Here is a 15,769-nt window from a genome sequence, read left to right as displayed (position 1 = left end):
TTAATTTATCCTGCTTATCCGTCTTCCCGGGGATCGCCCTCCCCTCTGGCCCACTCAGTAATCTGCTCATCCAGCACGGCAAGTTGCGGGTATACCGCCTCAGCCAACAGATAAAAATCTGTCTCCAGTCCGCCATGCCAGTCGGCCCATTCGGCAGACATATCATTCAGTTTGTCGACGATGGTCTGCAGCTTCTTACGCTGACTGCGTGCGAGTTTCAGTTCCTCGCGGAACGGGTTTCGTTTTCTCACGGCCAGACCTCCCGAAGAGTGATCTTGTTCGGTACCATCCAGCGTTCAAGCTCGCGTTCTTCAGGCGAACTGGCTCCCGCAACGTCGTGAACATCCAGCACAACCTCCAGCGCCGACAGGTTATACCCGCGAACCAGAGATGCCAGTGACGGACAACGTTCTGTCCACGCCCACAGCATTTTTTCCAGATCGTAGTCCCGGATATCCTGTTGTGACCAGTGGGCATACCAGGTGCGGATAGTCTCCGGTGTGTGAAATGCCAGGTCAATTTCGGCCTGCCCGGTCAGATTGTCATACTTCTCTTCCCGCTCTCTTTCTCGGCGTGCCTCCTGACGGCTGTATAGATCATCTTCACGCTGGTAACGGCTTGCCTGACGCTCTCCCACACTGAACGCCTGCTCCGGAAACAGCGATGTCACCATCGAGGTATCAAGCGGTGAATAACAATGCCGACCCCGCGAGCGAATCAGAGTATCAAATGCTTCCTCATACTGAGCGAGCGGGACTTTGTCGTCCTTGTACCAGTACACGCCGCGTACCTGGTTAATGGCGCGACCGCTAATTTTGCTGCTCCCACACAGGAACCGGAAAAAGGCCCGGGCATAAGGGTGCGGCGGATTACCGAACCGCCTGTCCTTCTGGGTTGTTTCCTCAACGTGCATAATGGCACGGAGTGCAGCTTCACGTTCTGGCAGTTGCGTCACAAGAGAGAGATGGCGTGGAATGCTCATGCTGGTATCTCCTCTTTCAGAATAGACATGATGTCGCATAGTCCGTATCCATCCCAGTGAAGGCCACTGATCTGGCACAAAATGCGGCTGATTTCACTGGCATCGAAGAACGAGGACTGGTGAACACAGGCCAGACGCTCTCCCTGAGACATGGAAATCAGCACAAGCCAGTAATCACTGATTTCACCAGGGCTGCATACCACCACTTCAAAGCGCTCATGTTCGGGGGTAAAGCGAATCTGAACCGGAAACAAGCCGCCGAACTCACTGCGAAATTCTCCGTTCATGTCCCATTTGTCAGGAAGCGCGAAGGAATTCATGACGGCATTAGTGAGTTCACTGCGATACTGAAAACCCGCTGCTCGATGGGCTTCAAACTCTTCGGCGGTCATCGCGGCAAGACGGGAATGATGAATACTCATAGGGTATCTCCTTATTGCCGCCCCATCGGGGCGGCTCTCCATATCAGGCGGCTAATGCCGAGTGGTCAGTTTCAGTCTGGTTTTCTTCAATCGCTTTCGGCTGCGGAGCGCATAACCACGCAGGAACCCAGCAACTGTCTTTCAGACGATCTTCGGCAAGCTCGGCAGCATCGCCCTTCTTCATCTTCGCCGCATCGGACGCTGCCCCTTCCATTCCAGCCTCTTTCAGGGATTCGACAATCTGGTCATGCTTAACGCCTTTGAAATATCCGTCTTTGGTTGGATGCCACCAGTCGCGAAAGTTGAAATCGATCGCAGTCTCCAGCGCGTCAAGTTTACTTCGGGAGGTATGACCGTTATCGCGAGTCTGAACACCGTCAACGGAACAGGCCGTACAAAACGCCATAAGAGACATGAGCACGCCACCATCCAGCGAGAAGAACGAGGTTAAATCCTGTCGCCAGCCCTCTGGCAACAGCGCCTCAAGACGCTCACCTTCGGTCCGGATTGCGGTATATGCTTTACCCTCCTTGCCCGACGGTGCATTCATGGTCTGTGAGTAATGACCTACAGTCACGCGAACACCAAATGGATTATCCTGCTCTCCACGCCCCGTAAAGACCTCAGCACACATACGCCATGCCAGCAGCGCCACGGCTTTGGTTGGCTGGTTCATCAACGCTGCCTGAACAGCAAGCGTCCTTTCAGACGACATTTTCAGCAGTTGCGGCGCGGTAACCCCTTCGGTGATATCTTTTTTTATCGAAGTCACCGCAGGTACAGGATCCTCCCCACTTTCCGTTTCTCCGTTCTCTTTTGTCGGAAGGTCTGCAATACGGCAGACACCGCGCTGAATGACCAGTTCGCCATACTGGTAGCTGACCACAACACCCGCAGAGGCTTTCATCCCATCCGTCCAGGCACGTTGTCCTGCTTCTTCCTGCATACGACAGATTTCGGCATCAAGCTCGTCAGCTTCATCACAGGCACTGTCAAACGTACTAAATTTCTCTTTCAGTTCATCCAGACGCGCCTGTTCTTCATCGGTATAGACGGTTTCTGGTTTTTCCAGCAGCAGGTAGTCTTGCCCGTCCTGACCATAACGACTTACCGTTTCTGGACGACCCATACTCCACGACCAGCCCTCGCTCAGTTCGTGTTGCAGTGCAATCGTGTCCAGTTTTTCCTGTACAAGGCGCTGAACCAGTACGCTGTCAGCCGTTCCAGCCCCCTCTTCCTTGGAAAACAAATCTTCACGAACCACACCGCCAGCGGTTTCATATGCTTCACGACCCACAAAGAGAAAGGCTGAACTGGTAACAGAAATTTCGGTTTCTGTGATCGCACGTTTTAGTAAATGAGCCTGAACAGATCCCCACTGCGCGTAGACGCTGTCAAACACCTGAACCTGACGTTCCTGACTGGATTCAAGGCACAGAGCCTGACACTGCTCAACAGTGATTTCATCCTGTGCCAGCTTATCCAGCAGTGCTGGGGCAAGGTTTGCCAGTTTCAACATGCGCTGAACATGGCGGGAACCATAGCCCAGACCATCACCAATCTGCGCGGCGGTTTTGCCCTGCGCCGCCAGCTTACCAAAGGCCATAATTTGCTCGGCAGGGTGCATCGCCTCCAGTTCATTGTTCTCAGCGTAAGACGCTTCAACAGCCAACTCGTCACTGACACACTTAACCGGAACCTGATAATCAGCACCAATACGTCCCGTCTCGCACAACAGATTCAGTGCGGTGAGACGTCTACCACCTGCAGCAACTCCGGATTTGCCCTCCGGCAGCACGTGAACCACGAGGTTATGCAGAAGCCCGAGGTTTTCAATCGAGTTAGCCAGACGTTTAACACTGTCAGCGGTGTAAGGGATAGTACGCACGTTCAGCGGAGATTTAATAAGATCGGACAGCGGAACGTATGTGATAACAGCGGAATCAAGCGCGCTTTTCAGTTCTGCGCTGATAACTTTATTCTTCGGGTTGGCCTTTTTGGCTGATTTTGCTTTAACATTTGCTACTGACATCGTTATTTCCTCCATTTTAATGATTGTCGCGTTCTGCGGAGGTGCATCTCCGCAGAACACCTTTCGTTTACTGCTGTACTGCCCTGCCGTGACTTTTCAGGTAGCCGTTCAGTACCTGTCCGGCATCCGGCTGGAAATTCCAGACCCGTTCAATCAACTGCTCATGTTCGTCACGCATAACTAACTGAAAATGCGATGACTGATCGTTTTCTAACGTCACATTGGAGTAATACGCAGACACGTTTTTCGCGTCTTCGCGTGTAAAAGCGCCCAACGGAAGCAGTGGCGCAGGAGCATTGACGACTTCGCCATTCAGCAGCGCCGCCAGCGCATGATCCTCAGCCGTAGGCTGCCGTAATGACTCAGGCTGATTCAGAAAATCCTTCAACGATTTGCACATCACAAAACCCCTCTGGTCTGGTTTTCAGAGGCAAAGCCTCTCCTGCCGTCCTCTTTCTGGTGTTTTCACACACTGCGGAGGACCTTTCCGCGAGAGCGTAACGGGCACGGCCCGGTGAAGCTGTCCAGGATTAGCGGGAAATTTATTCCGGCTCGTCCGGAAAAAATTTGCTGATAAAGCCCCGGCGGTCCTGGCCAGCAAGACGGGTTGTGGCGGTATCAGCGACCGGAAAGGCACTCAGCAGGGAATGAACGCAGAGGAAGTGGCGGGAGAGAGCCGGCAACGTCAACAACGTTGCCCCTTACACCCCGGAACGGGGTGCATCGAGCGCAGGAACGGCGCGACAGGGCGGCGCGACCGGAACGGTCGCTGCAAGCCAGCCTTTGACGTTGCGACAGCCTGGGATGGAAACCCGCTGCCCGAAGGTTTACCGGAGGGCCGGGCAGAGACAGCGCAGCTGGCTCGGTGCGAAGCATGACAGCCCCGGTTCCCGAAGGGAAGTCGCCCGGGTAAACCAGCCCGTGGAAAAAAAGTATCTGAAAGCCCCGGTTTTTATCGTTCTGGTTATGGTTCTGGCCACGCGGTCCACGCCCACGCCCACGCCCACGCCCACGCCCACGCCCACGCCCACGCCCACGCCCACGCCCACGCCCACGCAGGTCAGCATGTTTCAGAAACGACAGCAGGAAAAGCAGATTTCAGAACTGATTCATTACCGGCTTCACCGGCGGAGGGAATGCGCCGCAGGCGCTTTCCCCTGCCGTCATCCCGCAGGGATGACAGGGTTTTCCCGCGCGCGAACAGGCGGCTCATTGGCCGCCTCCGGGACTAATATTTAACTTTTTGCTGGATAAACTGGCCGCCGATAAAAAGTTGCTCGCGACGAGTCAACAAATCACAAATATCGTCAAGGAGCATTGGCGTCGTTATAGGTCTGAGGCCTAATTCCCTGCGGCGTTCGTTTACCAGAGTTTTGTAGTGTTTCAGAATTTTGCGTGTTTCAGGTGTCATTTTCATAGGGAACCTTTTTCCGGCAGGGTTTCCCCTGCCTTATCTGAATTAGCGACGAAAAACATAGCCATCAATGAAGTTGAAAGTGTCGATAAACAAATCACGGGCAAACGCGTCATAGTCAAAGTAGCCGCGCAGGCTCTCAGGGATAGCCGCCAGCAGGCTGTGTTCGTTCACGTAGTCCACAGCAAAATCTTCTTCGCTCACGGCCTCGCCATAGTAGGCGTCTTCGAACGCGTCAAAGTCGCATTCGCCGCTGTATTCGGCCCACGCGATAAATGCCGCGTCCTTACCTACATCCTTCGCCTGTTTGTAGGCATCGATGAAATCCCAGTCCACAGAGCTTTCAGAGGCAAACTGAGAAGGAATGCCTTCCCAGTCCTGAAACATCAGTTCCGGGTCATGCTCATTCGCGTGGAGCGCGTGGCAGGCTTCCAGAAAGTCTTCTTTCTCGTCGAAATCGGTCAAATCAAACCATTTTCCGGCCAGGCTGCCACAGTTGTATTTGTGATAAGTGCCAACGTATACCGCCGGGGTGGTGGTGCTGATAGTGTTCATGGGTGTTCCCTCCATAGTCCAGGTTATCTGAGTACCGGCTTACGCCGTGCCGACACGACAGCCCGACGAAAAGCGGAGGATGCAAGGTCGGAAGCGGAGGCCGCAGCGCAGATAAAGCAGAGGCGGTCTGGACGGTTTTTCTGCGAATTTTTGAGCAGAAAAACAACGGGAAGAACGCCGATAATCATCAAAAATAACTGCGACCGGGTGACGGTGGAGGTGGCGCCAGCCACGTGCCTTGCATACGCAGCGGTCGGGCTAAAGTGAAGGCACGGCGTTAGCCGCAGACCGCACGAAATCTCATCCCGCGCGCGCCCGTAACAGCGTGGAGGTCGCGCTGGTATAGCGGAGCAGCGCGACATCCGATTCCTGTTCAGAACTGCGGGGCAATCTGCCCCGCCCGTCGGTCACGCAGCAATCCGGATTCCGGAGAATGACCGCATCATCGCGTCAATTTCGACGCGGGCCTCGCTGACCGCATCACGTAACCAGCGGCGCTCAAACCATACGCGTGATGGGCTGTCCGGGTGACGCAGCGCGAACGGTACGTCCGTGACACCAACAACGCGACCGCGACATTCGAGACGGATCTGGAGGCGACGAAACGTTTCCTGCCCGTCGAGGACGGCTTTCAGGCGCGCGTCGAGAGTGTCGTTATCCCACTCGGTATCATCGCTTCCGGCTTCCACTTCAATCACGGAGAGCGTGAAGTTGCGCGTCCGGCGGGTAAACACCAGAGGATCAGCAGCAGGACGCAGGGCTTCTGTCAGGCGGTATCCGGCAGCGGCGACACAGCTACAGACATGGTTGATTTCGTCTCGCAGGGCTTTCAGGAGGCACAGGATTTGTTTTACCGACATCCCGGCAGGACAGTTATCGTATTCCAGCGAAATCGTGCCAGCGTGGGCTTTGCGGTGGCCCAGCGAGTTGCGGTAAAGACGAACAATCAGATCGCTCCCGCCAACTAATGGCAGCAGTTCATTCAGTGCGCTATCCGGCATCAGGCCACGCAGCGCAATTTCAGGCAACAGGCGCAGCAGATCGGACGCCCCCAGTTGGCCATAGAAAGCGACGCCTTCCCCACGCGAATAATTCAGGCTGGTATCGATATCCATCGTGGCTGGCCAGCCACGGGCAACCAGCGTGTTACGGGTGTGACGGTGCATAAAGCGATAAGCGGTGGTCATAGTTTTCTCCTTGTCTCGACGCGGCGACTGCTTCGCCGTGCCGATACGACAGCCCGACGATCCGCGGGAAATGCAAGGGCGGAACCGGAGGCCGCAGCGCAGATAAAAGCAGAAACGGTCTGGACGGTTATCGAGCGAAACCTGAGCGAGAGAACGACGGGAAGAACGTTGAAAAACATAAAAAATTTACTGCGACCGGGCGATGGTGGAGATGGCCCGGCCATGTCCCTTGCATTAACCGCAGTCGGGCTATAGTGGAGGCACGGCGTTGACACCCGCCGCGACACCGGCGCGGCATAAAAAGCGGAGTCCACGACATCCTTATGGCTGATTTGGCGGGCTGACAATGCAGCCCGGCCACGGTTAGCGGGTGAATTCGTCCCAGTGTTCGTTGAACTGATTCTGAACCCGCGGGCTTGTCAGATCACCGGTAACAACCCAGGCATCCAGGAATTTAAGCTCCTGCAGGATAGAACTTTCAACATCATCAAGCAGTGTGATGCTGTTAAACCAGACCGACTTTCCGGAACGATAAGCCCATCGGCAGCCATCACTCTCTTCCAGGCATTCCTGCCACCAGGTTCTCCCCATATAAACAACCCCGGCTTCCGCCAGCGCCAGACTCTCCGCCTGGATCAGGAAATATGCCGGAAACTCAAGATCAGAAACTTCGATATCGACGCCAATCAACCAGGTATTCATTATTTCTTTGCCTCTTCAATCGCCCACTGCAGGTGATCCCAGTTGAAACCGATATTGGCATCATGGCATTCATCAGCGAGTGCCATCGCAGCCTCAATCGTCTCGTTGTCCAGCGTGTTATCGAGCGAAAGGAAATCGTCGGCCAGCCAGAACGTCCCTGTACAAAGTGCATCCAGAGGATGTTGCTGCAATCTGGCAATCATCCCCGATACAGTCATTTCACGACGCCACAGACCAGGTGTCGGGAAAACTGCGTTGGCCACATCAAACCACTCCCAGTCTCCTGGCGGTACCGGCCATTTCACCATTTCGGTCTGAACGCCTGGTAGCCGGGACAGACGCTCAAGGATCTCCCCCAGGGAAAACTTATGGCCACTTACATCGTCACTGGCCAGACAGTGGCCATTGAGAAACACCGCATGCTGGCCATCATCCAGCGTAATACACGTCAGCTTAAACATATTTCCCTCCTTAACCCGGCACCCATCTGCGCCGTGCCGACACGACAGCCCGACGATCAGTGGTTAATGCAAGGGCGCCAGCAAGGCCGGTAGCCGGTAATAGCAGAGGCGTTCCGAACGGGTTTTCCGTGAAAATTGAGCGGAAAACCGACGGAAGGAACGACGATAAGACGTTAAATCACAGGCGGCCGGGTGCAGCTGGCGGCGCAGCTTCCCTTGCATTCACCACAGTCGGGCTATAGTGAAGGCACGGCGCACCCATGCCTGAAGATGGGATAACCAGACGCTGCCGGTTCAATACCGGCAGTGGATGGCTGGGGAGAGATGATGAGCCCCGGTTTCCCGGGGACGTCTTCAGGAAAAGCTGGAGGTTAATTCCCGATCGTGGATGATACGCTGGCGTACCTCGTCAGCCAGAGCATGAAGCGCTTTCAGCGGTAGCCAATGGCGTACTGGCGCTCCCGGACGAATAATGCAAATGCCGGCGCTGCGGTCACCTTCGCGGACCATATCAAAATCACGGTAAATCGCGAGGCCAACGGCAACAACTGCGGCCCCGTGGTGAAAAATTTCTGTCAGCCATAGTTGCTGTTGTTCAGCATCCGGGCGCATCAGCGGCGGCATATCATTCCACGCTTCACCAAAAACCCAGAAGTGGCGTGTCTGGCGCTCAAAAATATTAATCCCTTCATACTGGGCTCCGGTCATGTCGTTAATAATGCCGGCATCAATGAAGATCTGACGGCACAGGACCATCAAATCGGCTTCAATCGCTTCAGTCAGGCCAATACAGATCGGATTCGCCTCCTCAAAATCAACCCGAACACAAGGATCACCTTTCAGGATTTCGCCGCTGACGCTTGCACACAGGTTGAGATCACTGCACATCTGCTGCAGGCCATGGACCGCACGGGTATCAAGATGGCCACGTGAAGCAATCGCCGGCAGCATCGCCATAATAGATTCGGTAGTGACATGGCCCGAAATAGTGAAGCAATAACAGTTTGCATCAGGCTGGACAACGACTGACGACGGCCAGTTGTTTTCTGACAGGATCTGACGGCTGCGGGTTGGTGCAAGAGTCATATAAAGATTCATAGGGTACTCCTTCGTTTGATTTACCGGGCTTCTTCTGCCGTAGCTTTTACGTACGGGAGGATATCTCCCGCCATAAGCGACAGGCGGCAACGTGCCATCAGGCAAAAATCAAGTTCCGGAGGCAAAGCCGCAGCGCAAGCGACCAGAGGGAGTGCGAACGGGTGCAGCAGCAGGCGACTTTATTTTTGCCGGCACGGTGCAACTGTTTAAGCGATGGCTGGAGATAATCTGACTGCAATAGAGCAGCAAAGTGACTTCATTGGATATACCCACATCGTTATCCCCCGATTCTGTGGATAAGTAACCCAGCTCTCAACGAGTGCAAGGTACCACATCACCGGTGGAGTTTTTCCAGGAACTACAGAGGGTTAAAGGCAGCAAAAAATCAATACTTGAAAGTGTCTTCAATAAGGCAATAATACTGTATATGCAAACAGTGTTATTTGAGGTGGTTATGTTTGAGTTTATACGTGCTGACAGCAATCCAGAGTTGACGCCCATCCCTCTCTATAGCGATCGCTGCCAGGCTGGGTTTCCCTCACCGGCCCAGGACTACGTGGAGGCCGAATTAGACCTGAACCAGTACTGTATATCGCGGCCCAGCTCAACCTACTTTGTACGAGCTATCGGCAACTCGATGACCGACATCGGCCTGCATTCGGGCGACTTGATGATCGTCGATAAAGCCGAACAGGCTCAGCACGGAGACATCGTCATAGCTGAGATAGAGGGAGAGTTCACGGTTAAGAGATTGCTGCTGAGGCCACGGCCTGGACTGCAGGCGATGAACCCAGCCTACCCAACTCTATGGCCAGACCCGGAGAACCTGCAGATCTTCGGTGTCGTGACGGCATTTGTGCACAAAACCCGGGGACATGATTGATGTTCGCCCTGGCTGATGTGAACAGCTTTTATGCGAGTTGTGAGAAGGTCTTTCGTCCTGACTTACGTGATAGACCAGTGGTTGTTCTTAGCAATAACGATGGTTGTGTTATAGCCAGATCTAAGGAAGCGAAGCGGCTTGGAATCAAAATGGGGATCCCCTGGTTTCAGCTAAAAGCAATGCAGTTCCCGGAGAAAGTCCTAACGTTTTCCAGTAATTATGAGCTGTACGCAAGTCTGAGCAACCGGGTCATGGCACATCTGGAAGAATTGGCGCCCCGCGTTGAGCAGTATAGTATCGACGAAATGTTCCTGGATATTCGCGGCATCGATGGCTGTACTGACTTTGAAGATTTCGGACGGCAGCTGCGCGAGCACGTCCTAAGAGGAACCGGACTGACAATTGGTGTCGGGATGGGACCGACAAAAACTTTAGCAAAATCAGCACAATGGGCTTCTAAGGAGTGGCCGCAATTTGGGGGCGTGCTGGCCCTGACTACTGGCAATCTCCGTAGGACAGAGAAACTGCTCTCACTGCAGCCAGTGGAGGAAATCTGGGGGGTTGGTCGCCGCATAGGCAAAAAGCTGAATACATACGGCGTGACAACTGCGCTGCAGCTGGCGCGCATGAACCCTGCCTTTGTACGCAAGAACTTTACCGTGGTGCTGGAGCGGACAGTACGCGAGCTGAACGGTGAGGCCTGTATATCTCTTGAAGAGGCACCGCCCGCAAAGCAGCAGATTGTCTGCAGCCGATCATTCGGAGAGCGCATCACGACTTACGAAGCGTTGCGACAGGCTATCTGCCAGTACGCCGAACGCGCGGCTGAAAAATTGCGGGGAGAACATCAGTTCTGCCGGCACATATCGGTCTTTATCAAAACCTCCCCTTTCGCAGTCAACGAAGCTTATTACGGCAACGTGGCCAGTGAAAAGCTTCTAGTGCCTACACGCGACACCCGAGACATCATTAATGCCTCAGTAAAAGCCCTGGACTGTATCTGGCTCGACGGGCATCGATATGCAAAGGCTGGAGTAATGCTGAATGACTTCACCCCTACGGGAGTAGCACAGTTAAATCTTTTCGATGACGTTAAGCCGCGGGAATGTAGCGAGGAGCTAATGAAAGCCCTGGATGGCATAAACCATTCAGGGCTCGGGAGGGTATGGTTTGCTGGGCGCGGAATAGCGCCGGACTGGCAGATGAAAAGAGAAATGCTGTCGCCGGCATACACAACTAAATGGACTGATATACCGTGCGCCTCAATTTGAGTATCAGAGAAAGCTCTTCATTTTTTCTCGGGCTTCTTCCAGTCGCTGCTGCTCATCATCCTCTACGACTTCGGGCTTGATTGCAGGGGTAAACTGCCCAGCTCCCAGTTCCTGAAGCACTGAGCGAATATCAGCCTGCGTAGGTTTCCATCCGGTGGTCTGGCTGAGCAGCCCGGTCAACTGGTCAGCTGTAAACTCCTTGTTCAGCATCGCGGCCAGAAGCGCGGGTAATCTAGGATCCAGTTGCTGCAGAGCCATTCCGGAAATAAACGCATTCCGGAACAACTCGCCCCGGGTAGAACGGGGAACGGCTTCAATGACTTCCAGAGCCTGTCTGTCTGCATCCTTCTCAGGATGCAGATATAACGTGAATTTTTTCCGTTCCTCACTCACTTCATTACTCCCCTTTAAATACGGCGATCGCTTCTACCAGTGCGGTCTGTGGAGAGGCCATCATAACCACTTTCGGGCCCAGATGTTGCCATGCCGCCTGGACTGCCGTTTCGATAAGCGGTGCACCACCACCGACAATATAAACCCGGTTTACATGACGGAAATCGGCAAGGTCATCCACCACCCGAGCCCCCAGACTGGCGATTGCGCTTTCAATGGTATCCATCACCAGTGGGATTTTGCTCTCGTCATTAATCACCTGACGGACAAAATCCATATCGTGGCGGTGTTTTATCAATTCATCAGCCACCATGGCACTGGTATCACTTGAAGCCATACGAAGCGCACTGAGGGCACTCTGAGTGACCATTGACACACCAATATCCGAATTACCATGAATGGCACTGACCGCATCAAACTGCCCGACAATGACGCCAACATCTAGAGTCGTCCCGCCAAGGTCGATTACCAGCGATTTCTCGTAAGGCCCGACACTGTCTTTTACCAGACGGGTAAACACGGCAGGCAGGGATTCCGGCATAACTTCAACGTGTTCAATACTGAACGTCTCACCTTTATTCAGTTTTACCGGCCGCATAAGGTTGTCGATCTTGCGCTGAATGTTGAGCTCATTCTTCTGGCATTCTTTTGTATAGAACTCACTGATAGGCAGTGTCACCGTCAGTGAAACAGCCTGTGGCTTCAGCCCGCTGTTAAGTAATGCATGATGTACAGCCAGAACATTCACATCCGTGTACTGATACTCAATATGAGTCGTCAGGATGGACTGATTGCTGACTTCATCATAGGTGTACTTCTTGCCATCGAGCTCATAGTTAAAAGTCTGTCGATTTCCCAGCCCCTCTACCTTCCAGCCGGTACGGAACGAGTTCGCAGATACTGACGTCTGCAGCTTTTTCCCGGCATACCAGGCAAGTTTTACGTTTGTTGATCCGTCGTCACAGAAAATATTCATTGTCATTCCTTAGCCCAGATATCGATAACACTCAAAGTGAGTATTAACAATTATTCTCACGGCAGTGCAACTACTCACTTTGAGTCCCTTCGAACATGATAATATCAAAACAAACTCATAATCAAATCATTTGAACATCGAAAACACATTATTTTAATATTACTTTAATATCATACTGAGTTGAGGTAACTTTCACCAAAAAGCATCGCTATCGGTTGACATGACAGCCAAAAAAACTATCATCATGATATTGTTTTAATATTAAAAAGGGATTGCAATGATACTTACGATAGCTAACACAAAAGGTGGCGTAGGTAAGTCTACGCTCGCGGTCAACATTGCCGTAAAAAGAGCCCTTCAGGGGAAAAAAGTTTGGTTAGTCGATGGTGATAAACAGGGTTCGTCGCAAACAGCTATTTTGGTTCGTTCAGAGGACGGTGTTGAGCCAGGTATTGCTTGCTCGCATTACCCTGAAGGTCCGGTATTAAGGAGCCAGGTTTTACAACAGAAAGATAACTTTGACGATATCATCATCGAATGTGGGGGCCGAGACTCCACTGCTATGAGGGCAGCTCTGACAATCACAGACGTCCTTTTAGTCCCTTCAGCACCGGGAAGTTTCGAAGCTTGGGCTATGGATGCCAACGCCGAACTAATCAAAGAAGCGCGGAGCATAAGAGATGGGTTGGTCTGCTATTCGCTTTTGAACAAAGCAGATACTCAAGCCAGATCCTCCTACAACAGAGATATGCTGGAAATGATGGAAGAGTACAAAGAGGACATCCCAATCCTCGACAAAGTCATCTATCAAAGAAAAGTCTACGCCAATGCTGCAGGCAGTGGAAGGACCGTGAGTGAACTGAAATTACGTTCGCATGAAAAGATTGCAGTGCAAGAGCTAGATACTCTCATATCAACACTATTTGAATAGTTAAATGCAATCAAAATAATATTAAAGTAATGTATAGGTGATATGAAATGGCGCTCCAAAAAAAACCCAAAAACCAGCAATCTGTTTCAAATAATGAGGCAGTAGAAAACTTCATAAACTCAGCCCCCGATGCAAAACTCCCCGCGTCGAAGGGAGTTGTTAAAGGTAAAAAACAGCAGATCACAATCACGATGGACCCTGAACTGATTAAGCGTATAGATGAAGCAGCTGCAGAGAACGGGCAATCGCGCGCTGCTTTCATTAATATGTCATGCATAAACATACTGGACTATGGTTTGCAAATTGCTGGCAAGAAGAAAATCAGCGACTAAAAACATTAAAACACAATGAAAGCAATTTCAATTTGATGTTGTTTTAATATTAAAACAACATCAAATCAATCTTTTCTGAATCTTACTGCTATCTTAGATTTTTTTTATCATCGCAACAGCCTCAGCCCCGGACATCTGAAACTGTACCCGGTGCCGTGCCGCCACATCGAGTGCAAACACCTTCGTGTAGACCTCCGTTGAACTGATACTCTTATGCCCCATCAGACTCTGCAGCACCTTCAGCGGAATACCGTTGTACAGCATATGCATGGCATAGGAATGCCGAAAAGTATGTGGAGTCACCGCTACCGAGAATGTCACACCGTCGGCCGCAGCGGATTCAACCGCTTCACTCAGCCAGGTTCTGACGGTGCGGTCCGTAATTTCCCAGATGCGTGCTTTCTCTGTTCTGCCAGTACGTTTATTTCGGCGCTCGAGGGGAATTTTCAGCGTGGCCACCATCATCTCCAGCTGACTGACGTACTGTTTATCTGACAGCGGCACCAGGCGATGAGCCTGGCTGCCAGCAGGCATTCTTCCTGCTGTTCTGGCCGCCTTTTCTGCCCGCTGTTTCAGGGTGGCCAGCTGCACAAACGGGTAGGGTGGCGCCAGCGAAAAATCACTCCGGGTCAGCGCCAGCGCTTCGTTAATGCGCGCGCCGGTATTCCACAGCGTGGCCAGCAACATCTTGCGGTGCAGATCGGGGACATAATGGAGTAGGGCGCTTACTTCCGGCGCCAGCAGATACTTCGGCAGTTCGTCCTGGACGATCGCCATCTGACGCAGGGCCAGAGCCGCCGGGTAATCGATGGCCACAGGTAGCTGTGCTGCAGGAACATTGGTTTGAGTGACCGGCATGAGATGACTCATTGCTTTAACACCCCGGAAAATCTGAAGGGCCGATAATAAACATCACCAGGCCGTCGCGGCAACGTTCAAGCTCCGCCTCACTGGCAGAAGAAGACAGCCTGTGCAGGTTCGCGGGGGTCGCGTCCAGAGGATATAAATCCTGGCTGAACAGCGACAGATTATCTTCACTGCATGTGAGACCTGCCGCTCCCAGATACCGGGAATAATCAGACAGTATGGACCGGCGTTCTGCTTCAGGCAGTGACTCAAAATACCCCAGATACTCATCAGTAAAAGCAGAATCGGCGATCCCCCTGACCACGCCGGCCATTTCCTGACAGATATCCAGCTGCAGCACCGCCGCAGGGAAGATATCCTCCCGGTGTCCGCCACAGGATGCGGAGGCCAGCCGCCACTGACGGTTGGTGCTGACCGGTACTGTCCGAGTCGACGCAAGCACCAGGACCGGCAGTTTACCCGTCCACGTTTCAAAAGGTTCGTCAAAATAATCAGCAGGAATATCGGCAAGAGCCATTCCATCCCATGTTGACACTGTCATGTTGCTCCTCGTTATAGTTTATATGCGGCGGGTAACCAACCGGGAGCCGGCGGCAGCGGAGAACAATTCCAGGGATGTTGCGCTGCCAGTTCCTGAATATCGTCGTCATACAGCCCAGTCCCGCCAAAATCAAACGCCGGCCAGCGCTGGCAGGCATAGCAGTAGGCCAGAAAACCCTCATCCCGCTTCCGGGTCAGCCAGTACACCCAACTGATGGCGTAAATGTCCTGCGAGTAAGCCCCCCAGGCCACAAAAAACGCAAAGCGGGTCCAGTGGGCCAGTTCGGGGTAAAGTGGACGCATGGCAGCCAGTTCATTCAGCGTCTGCTGGTCAAGACTGAAATCCTGCTCTTCCGTGTCGGTAACAAATGTCTCCAGATCAAACTTAAACTTTTCCATCCAGTGTTCCTTTATTATTGAGAAATCCCGCCTTACCCTCTGTTAATGCTTCTATCTGAAGCTTGCCCAGAAGTCAGGCCGAATGTCATACAGCATTGTGTCACCAACATCAGCCAGCTTTTCATCAAATTCCCCCTTATCGGGAAGACAACCATCCTTGACATCAGAAACGTCGCTTAACTCTCTTAGATGCCAGAATTCGCAGTCTGGCTCCTGGATAGCAATAACAAAACCGTATGAATTCACCAGGTAACGCGGATTAACCGGATATTCTAAATCCCTAATCCATAATGGAGTGCTGTTTGGGATACCAAGAGCCATTCT

21 protein-coding genes are annotated in these 15,769 nt (G+C 52.6%); 4 read left to right on the top strand and 17 right to left on the bottom strand.

The window, feature by feature from the left end:
- Window positions 1-14 precede the first annotated feature (14 nt).
- The 11 genes from E4Z61_RS00435 to E4Z61_RS00375 all read right to left on the bottom strand — a co-directional run bounded on the left by E4Z61_RS00435 (window position 15) and on the right by E4Z61_RS00375 (window position 8,853).
- Window positions 15-251 (bottom strand): hypothetical protein, encoded by a 237-nt coding sequence (locus E4Z61_RS00435; RefSeq protein WP_048227663.1) that lies wholly within the window; start codon window positions 249-251, stop codon window positions 15-17.
- Complete coding sequence (locus tag E4Z61_RS00430; RefSeq protein ID WP_048227664.1) at window positions 248-982, bottom strand: plasmid SOS inhibition protein A; 735 nt, start codon at window positions 980-982, stop codon at window positions 248-250. Before E4Z61_RS00430 ends, E4Z61_RS00435 begins: the two co-directional genes overlap by 4 nt.
- The gene (gene psiB / locus E4Z61_RS00425; RefSeq protein ID WP_053389746.1) at window positions 979-1,404 is read right to left on the bottom strand and encodes a conjugation system SOS inhibitor PsiB; all 426 of its coding nucleotides are present in this window, start codon (window positions 1,402-1,404) and stop codon (window positions 979-981) included. The genes E4Z61_RS00430 and psiB overlap by 4 nt, the downstream gene beginning before the upstream one ends.
- A gap of 43 nt (window positions 1,405-1,447) precedes the next feature.
- Window positions 1,448-3,436 (bottom strand): ParB/RepB/Spo0J family partition protein, encoded by a 1,989-nt coding sequence (locus E4Z61_RS00420; protein ID WP_053389745.1) that lies wholly within the window; start codon window positions 3,434-3,436, stop codon window positions 1,448-1,450.
- A 67-nt stretch (window positions 3,437-3,503) separates the two neighbouring features.
- Window positions 3,504-3,836, bottom strand: a complete 333-nt coding sequence (locus E4Z61_RS00415; RefSeq protein WP_077223967.1) for a DUF905 family protein — start codon at window positions 3,834-3,836, stop codon at window positions 3,504-3,506.
- Between the two features lie 828 nt (window positions 3,837-4,664).
- Window positions 4,665-4,853, bottom strand: coding sequence for a hypothetical protein (locus E4Z61_RS00405; protein ID WP_048227667.1), 189 nt, complete (start codon window positions 4,851-4,853; stop codon window positions 4,665-4,667).
- Window positions 4,854-4,895: 42 nt separating this feature from the next.
- Entirely contained in the window at window positions 4,896-5,405 is a 510-nt protein-coding gene (locus tag E4Z61_RS00400; protein WP_053389743.1) for an antirestriction protein ArdA, read from the bottom strand.
- A 407-nt stretch (window positions 5,406-5,812) separates the two neighbouring features.
- Entirely contained in the window at window positions 5,813-6,592 is a 780-nt protein-coding gene (locus tag E4Z61_RS00395) for a hypothetical protein (protein ID WP_053389742.1), read from the bottom strand.
- A 363-nt stretch (window positions 6,593-6,955) separates the two neighbouring features.
- Entirely contained in the window at window positions 6,956-7,294 is a 339-nt protein-coding gene (locus tag E4Z61_RS00385; RefSeq protein ID WP_053389741.1) for a hypothetical protein, read from the bottom strand.
- A complete protein-coding gene (locus tag E4Z61_RS00380) occupies window positions 7,294-7,755 on the bottom strand; it encodes a hypothetical protein (RefSeq protein WP_072206635.1) in 462 nt (153 codons plus the stop codon). Before E4Z61_RS00380 ends, E4Z61_RS00385 begins: the two co-directional genes overlap by 1 nt.
- A 354-nt stretch (window positions 7,756-8,109) precedes the next feature.
- On the bottom strand, window positions 8,110-8,853 hold the full coding sequence (locus tag E4Z61_RS00375) for a hypothetical protein (RefSeq protein ID WP_053389740.1): 744 nt from the start codon (window positions 8,851-8,853) through the stop codon (window positions 8,110-8,112).
- Window positions 8,854-9,307: 454 nt separating this feature from the next.
- On the opposite strand from E4Z61_RS00375, the gene umuD reads away from it, so the two are divergent.
- The gene (gene umuD / locus E4Z61_RS00370; protein ID WP_048227699.1) at window positions 9,308-9,736 is read left to right on the top strand and encodes a translesion error-prone DNA polymerase V autoproteolytic subunit; all 429 of its coding nucleotides are present in this window, start codon (window positions 9,308-9,310) and stop codon (window positions 9,734-9,736) included.
- Window positions 9,736-11,007, top strand: a complete 1,272-nt coding sequence (locus E4Z61_RS00365; RefSeq protein WP_053389739.1) for a Y-family DNA polymerase — start codon at window positions 9,736-9,738, stop codon at window positions 11,005-11,007. The genes umuD and E4Z61_RS00365 overlap by 1 nt, the downstream gene beginning before the upstream one ends.
- 3 nt (window positions 11,008-11,010) lie before the next feature.
- Here E4Z61_RS00365 and E4Z61_RS00360 read toward each other — a convergent pair whose 3' ends face one another.
- Window positions 11,011-11,334, bottom strand: coding sequence for a plasmid partitioning/stability family protein (locus E4Z61_RS00360; protein ID WP_232926361.1), 324 nt, complete (start codon window positions 11,332-11,334; stop codon window positions 11,011-11,013).
- A 70-nt stretch (window positions 11,335-11,404) separates the two neighbouring features.
- Window positions 11,405-12,376: a plasmid segregation protein ParM domain-containing protein gene (parM, locus tag E4Z61_RS00355; protein WP_048227674.1), complete on the bottom strand. Its 972-nt coding sequence runs from the start codon at window positions 12,374-12,376 to the stop codon at window positions 11,405-11,407.
- Window positions 12,377-12,653: 277 nt separating this feature from the next.
- Between parM and E4Z61_RS00350 the strand changes: the two genes are divergently transcribed.
- Together E4Z61_RS00350 and E4Z61_RS00345 are read left to right on the top strand one after the other, a co-directional pair.
- The gene (locus E4Z61_RS00350) at window positions 12,654-13,307 is read left to right on the top strand and encodes an AAA family ATPase (protein WP_048227675.1); all 654 of its coding nucleotides are present in this window, start codon (window positions 12,654-12,656) and stop codon (window positions 13,305-13,307) included.
- A 47-nt stretch (window positions 13,308-13,354) separates the two neighbouring features.
- Window positions 13,355-13,639: a ribbon-helix-helix protein, CopG family gene (locus E4Z61_RS00345; protein ID WP_053389737.1), complete on the top strand. Its 285-nt coding sequence runs from the start codon at window positions 13,355-13,357 to the stop codon at window positions 13,637-13,639.
- A gap of 93 nt (window positions 13,640-13,732) precedes the next feature.
- On the opposite strand, the gene E4Z61_RS00340 is transcribed toward E4Z61_RS00345, so the two are convergent.
- Genes E4Z61_RS00340 through E4Z61_RS00325 form a run of 4 tightly spaced genes read right to left on the bottom strand, consistent with a single transcriptional unit; the run spans window position 13,733 to window position 15,766 of the window.
- Window positions 13,733-14,509 (bottom strand): site-specific integrase, encoded by a 777-nt coding sequence (locus tag E4Z61_RS00340; RefSeq protein ID WP_053389736.1) that lies wholly within the window; start codon window positions 14,507-14,509, stop codon window positions 13,733-13,735.
- Window positions 14,510-14,513: 4 nt separating this feature from the next.
- On the bottom strand, window positions 14,514-15,047 hold the full coding sequence (locus tag E4Z61_RS00335) for a hypothetical protein (RefSeq protein WP_069325153.1): 534 nt from the start codon (window positions 15,045-15,047) through the stop codon (window positions 14,514-14,516).
- An 11-nt stretch (window positions 15,048-15,058) separates the two neighbouring features.
- Window positions 15,059-15,445, bottom strand: coding sequence for a hypothetical protein (locus E4Z61_RS00330; RefSeq protein WP_053389734.1), 387 nt, complete (start codon window positions 15,443-15,445; stop codon window positions 15,059-15,061).
- Window positions 15,446-15,496: 51 nt separating this feature from the next.
- A complete protein-coding gene (locus E4Z61_RS00325; protein WP_053389733.1) occupies window positions 15,497-15,766 on the bottom strand; it encodes a hypothetical protein in 270 nt (89 codons plus the stop codon).
- Between the last annotated feature and the right edge of the window lie 3 nt (window positions 15,767-15,769).

The organism is Citrobacter tructae, assembly GCF_004684345.1.
Classification (GTDB): domain Bacteria; phylum Pseudomonadota; class Gammaproteobacteria; order Enterobacterales; family Enterobacteriaceae; genus Citrobacter; species Citrobacter tructae.
The sequence above is the reverse complement of the archived record's forward strand: the minus strand, read 5'-3'. Positions and strand labels throughout refer to the sequence as shown.

Bases quoted from the DNA above. Each gene is read 5' to 3' on its own strand.
- E4Z61_RS00340 (WP_053389736.1), bottom strand. From the start codon at position 14,509: ATGAGTCATCTCATGCCGGTCACTCAAACCAATGTTCCTGCAGCACAG.
- E4Z61_RS00345 (WP_053389737.1), top strand. From the start codon at position 13,355: ATGGCGCTCCAAAAAAAACCCAAAAACCAGCAATCTGTTTCAAATAAT.
- E4Z61_RS00395 (WP_053389742.1), bottom strand. From the start codon at position 6,592: ATGACCACCGCTTATCGCTTTATGCACCGTCACACCCGTAACACGCTG.
- E4Z61_RS00365 (WP_053389739.1), top strand. From the start codon at position 9,736: ATGTTCGCCCTGGCTGATGTGAACAGCTTTTATGCGAGTTGTGAGAAG.
- umuD (WP_048227699.1), top strand. From the start codon at position 9,308: ATGTTTGAGTTTATACGTGCTGACAGCAATCCAGAGTTGACGCCCATC.
- E4Z61_RS00375 (WP_053389740.1), bottom strand. From the start codon at position 8,853: ATGAATCTTTATATGACTCTTGCACCAACCCGCAGCCGTCAGATCCTG.
- E4Z61_RS00330 (WP_053389734.1), bottom strand. From the start codon at position 15,445: ATGGAAAAGTTTAAGTTTGATCTGGAGACATTTGTTACCGACACGGAA.
- E4Z61_RS00415 (WP_077223967.1), bottom strand. From the start codon at position 3,836: ATGTGCAAATCGTTGAAGGATTTTCTGAATCAGCCTGAGTCATTACGG.
- parM (WP_048227674.1), bottom strand. From the start codon at position 12,376: ATGAATATTTTCTGTGACGACGGATCAACAAACGTAAAACTTGCCTGG.
- E4Z61_RS00400 (WP_053389743.1), bottom strand. From the start codon at position 5,405: ATGAACACTATCAGCACCACCACCCCGGCGGTATACGTTGGCACTTAT.
- E4Z61_RS00385 (WP_053389741.1), bottom strand. From the start codon at position 7,294: ATGAATACCTGGTTGATTGGCGTCGATATCGAAGTTTCTGATCTTGAG.
- psiB (WP_053389746.1), bottom strand. From the start codon at position 1,404: ATGAGTATTCATCATTCCCGTCTTGCCGCGATGACCGCCGAAGAGTTT.
- E4Z61_RS00420 (WP_053389745.1), bottom strand. From the start codon at position 3,436: ATGTCAGTAGCAAATGTTAAAGCAAAATCAGCCAAAAAGGCCAACCCG.
- E4Z61_RS00350 (WP_048227675.1), top strand. From the start codon at position 12,654: ATGATACTTACGATAGCTAACACAAAAGGTGGCGTAGGTAAGTCTACG.
- E4Z61_RS00430 (WP_048227664.1), bottom strand. From the start codon at position 982: ATGAGCATTCCACGCCATCTCTCTCTTGTGACGCAACTGCCAGAACGT.
- E4Z61_RS00335 (WP_069325153.1), bottom strand. From the start codon at position 15,047: ATGACAGTGTCAACATGGGATGGAATGGCTCTTGCCGATATTCCTGCT.
- E4Z61_RS00405 (WP_048227667.1), bottom strand. From the start codon at position 4,853: ATGAAAATGACACCTGAAACACGCAAAATTCTGAAACACTACAAAACT.
- E4Z61_RS00380 (WP_072206635.1), bottom strand. From the start codon at position 7,755: ATGTTTAAGCTGACGTGTATTACGCTGGATGATGGCCAGCATGCGGTG.
- E4Z61_RS00325 (WP_053389733.1), bottom strand. From the start codon at position 15,766: ATGGCTCTTGGTATCCCAAACAGCACTCCATTATGGATTAGGGATTTA.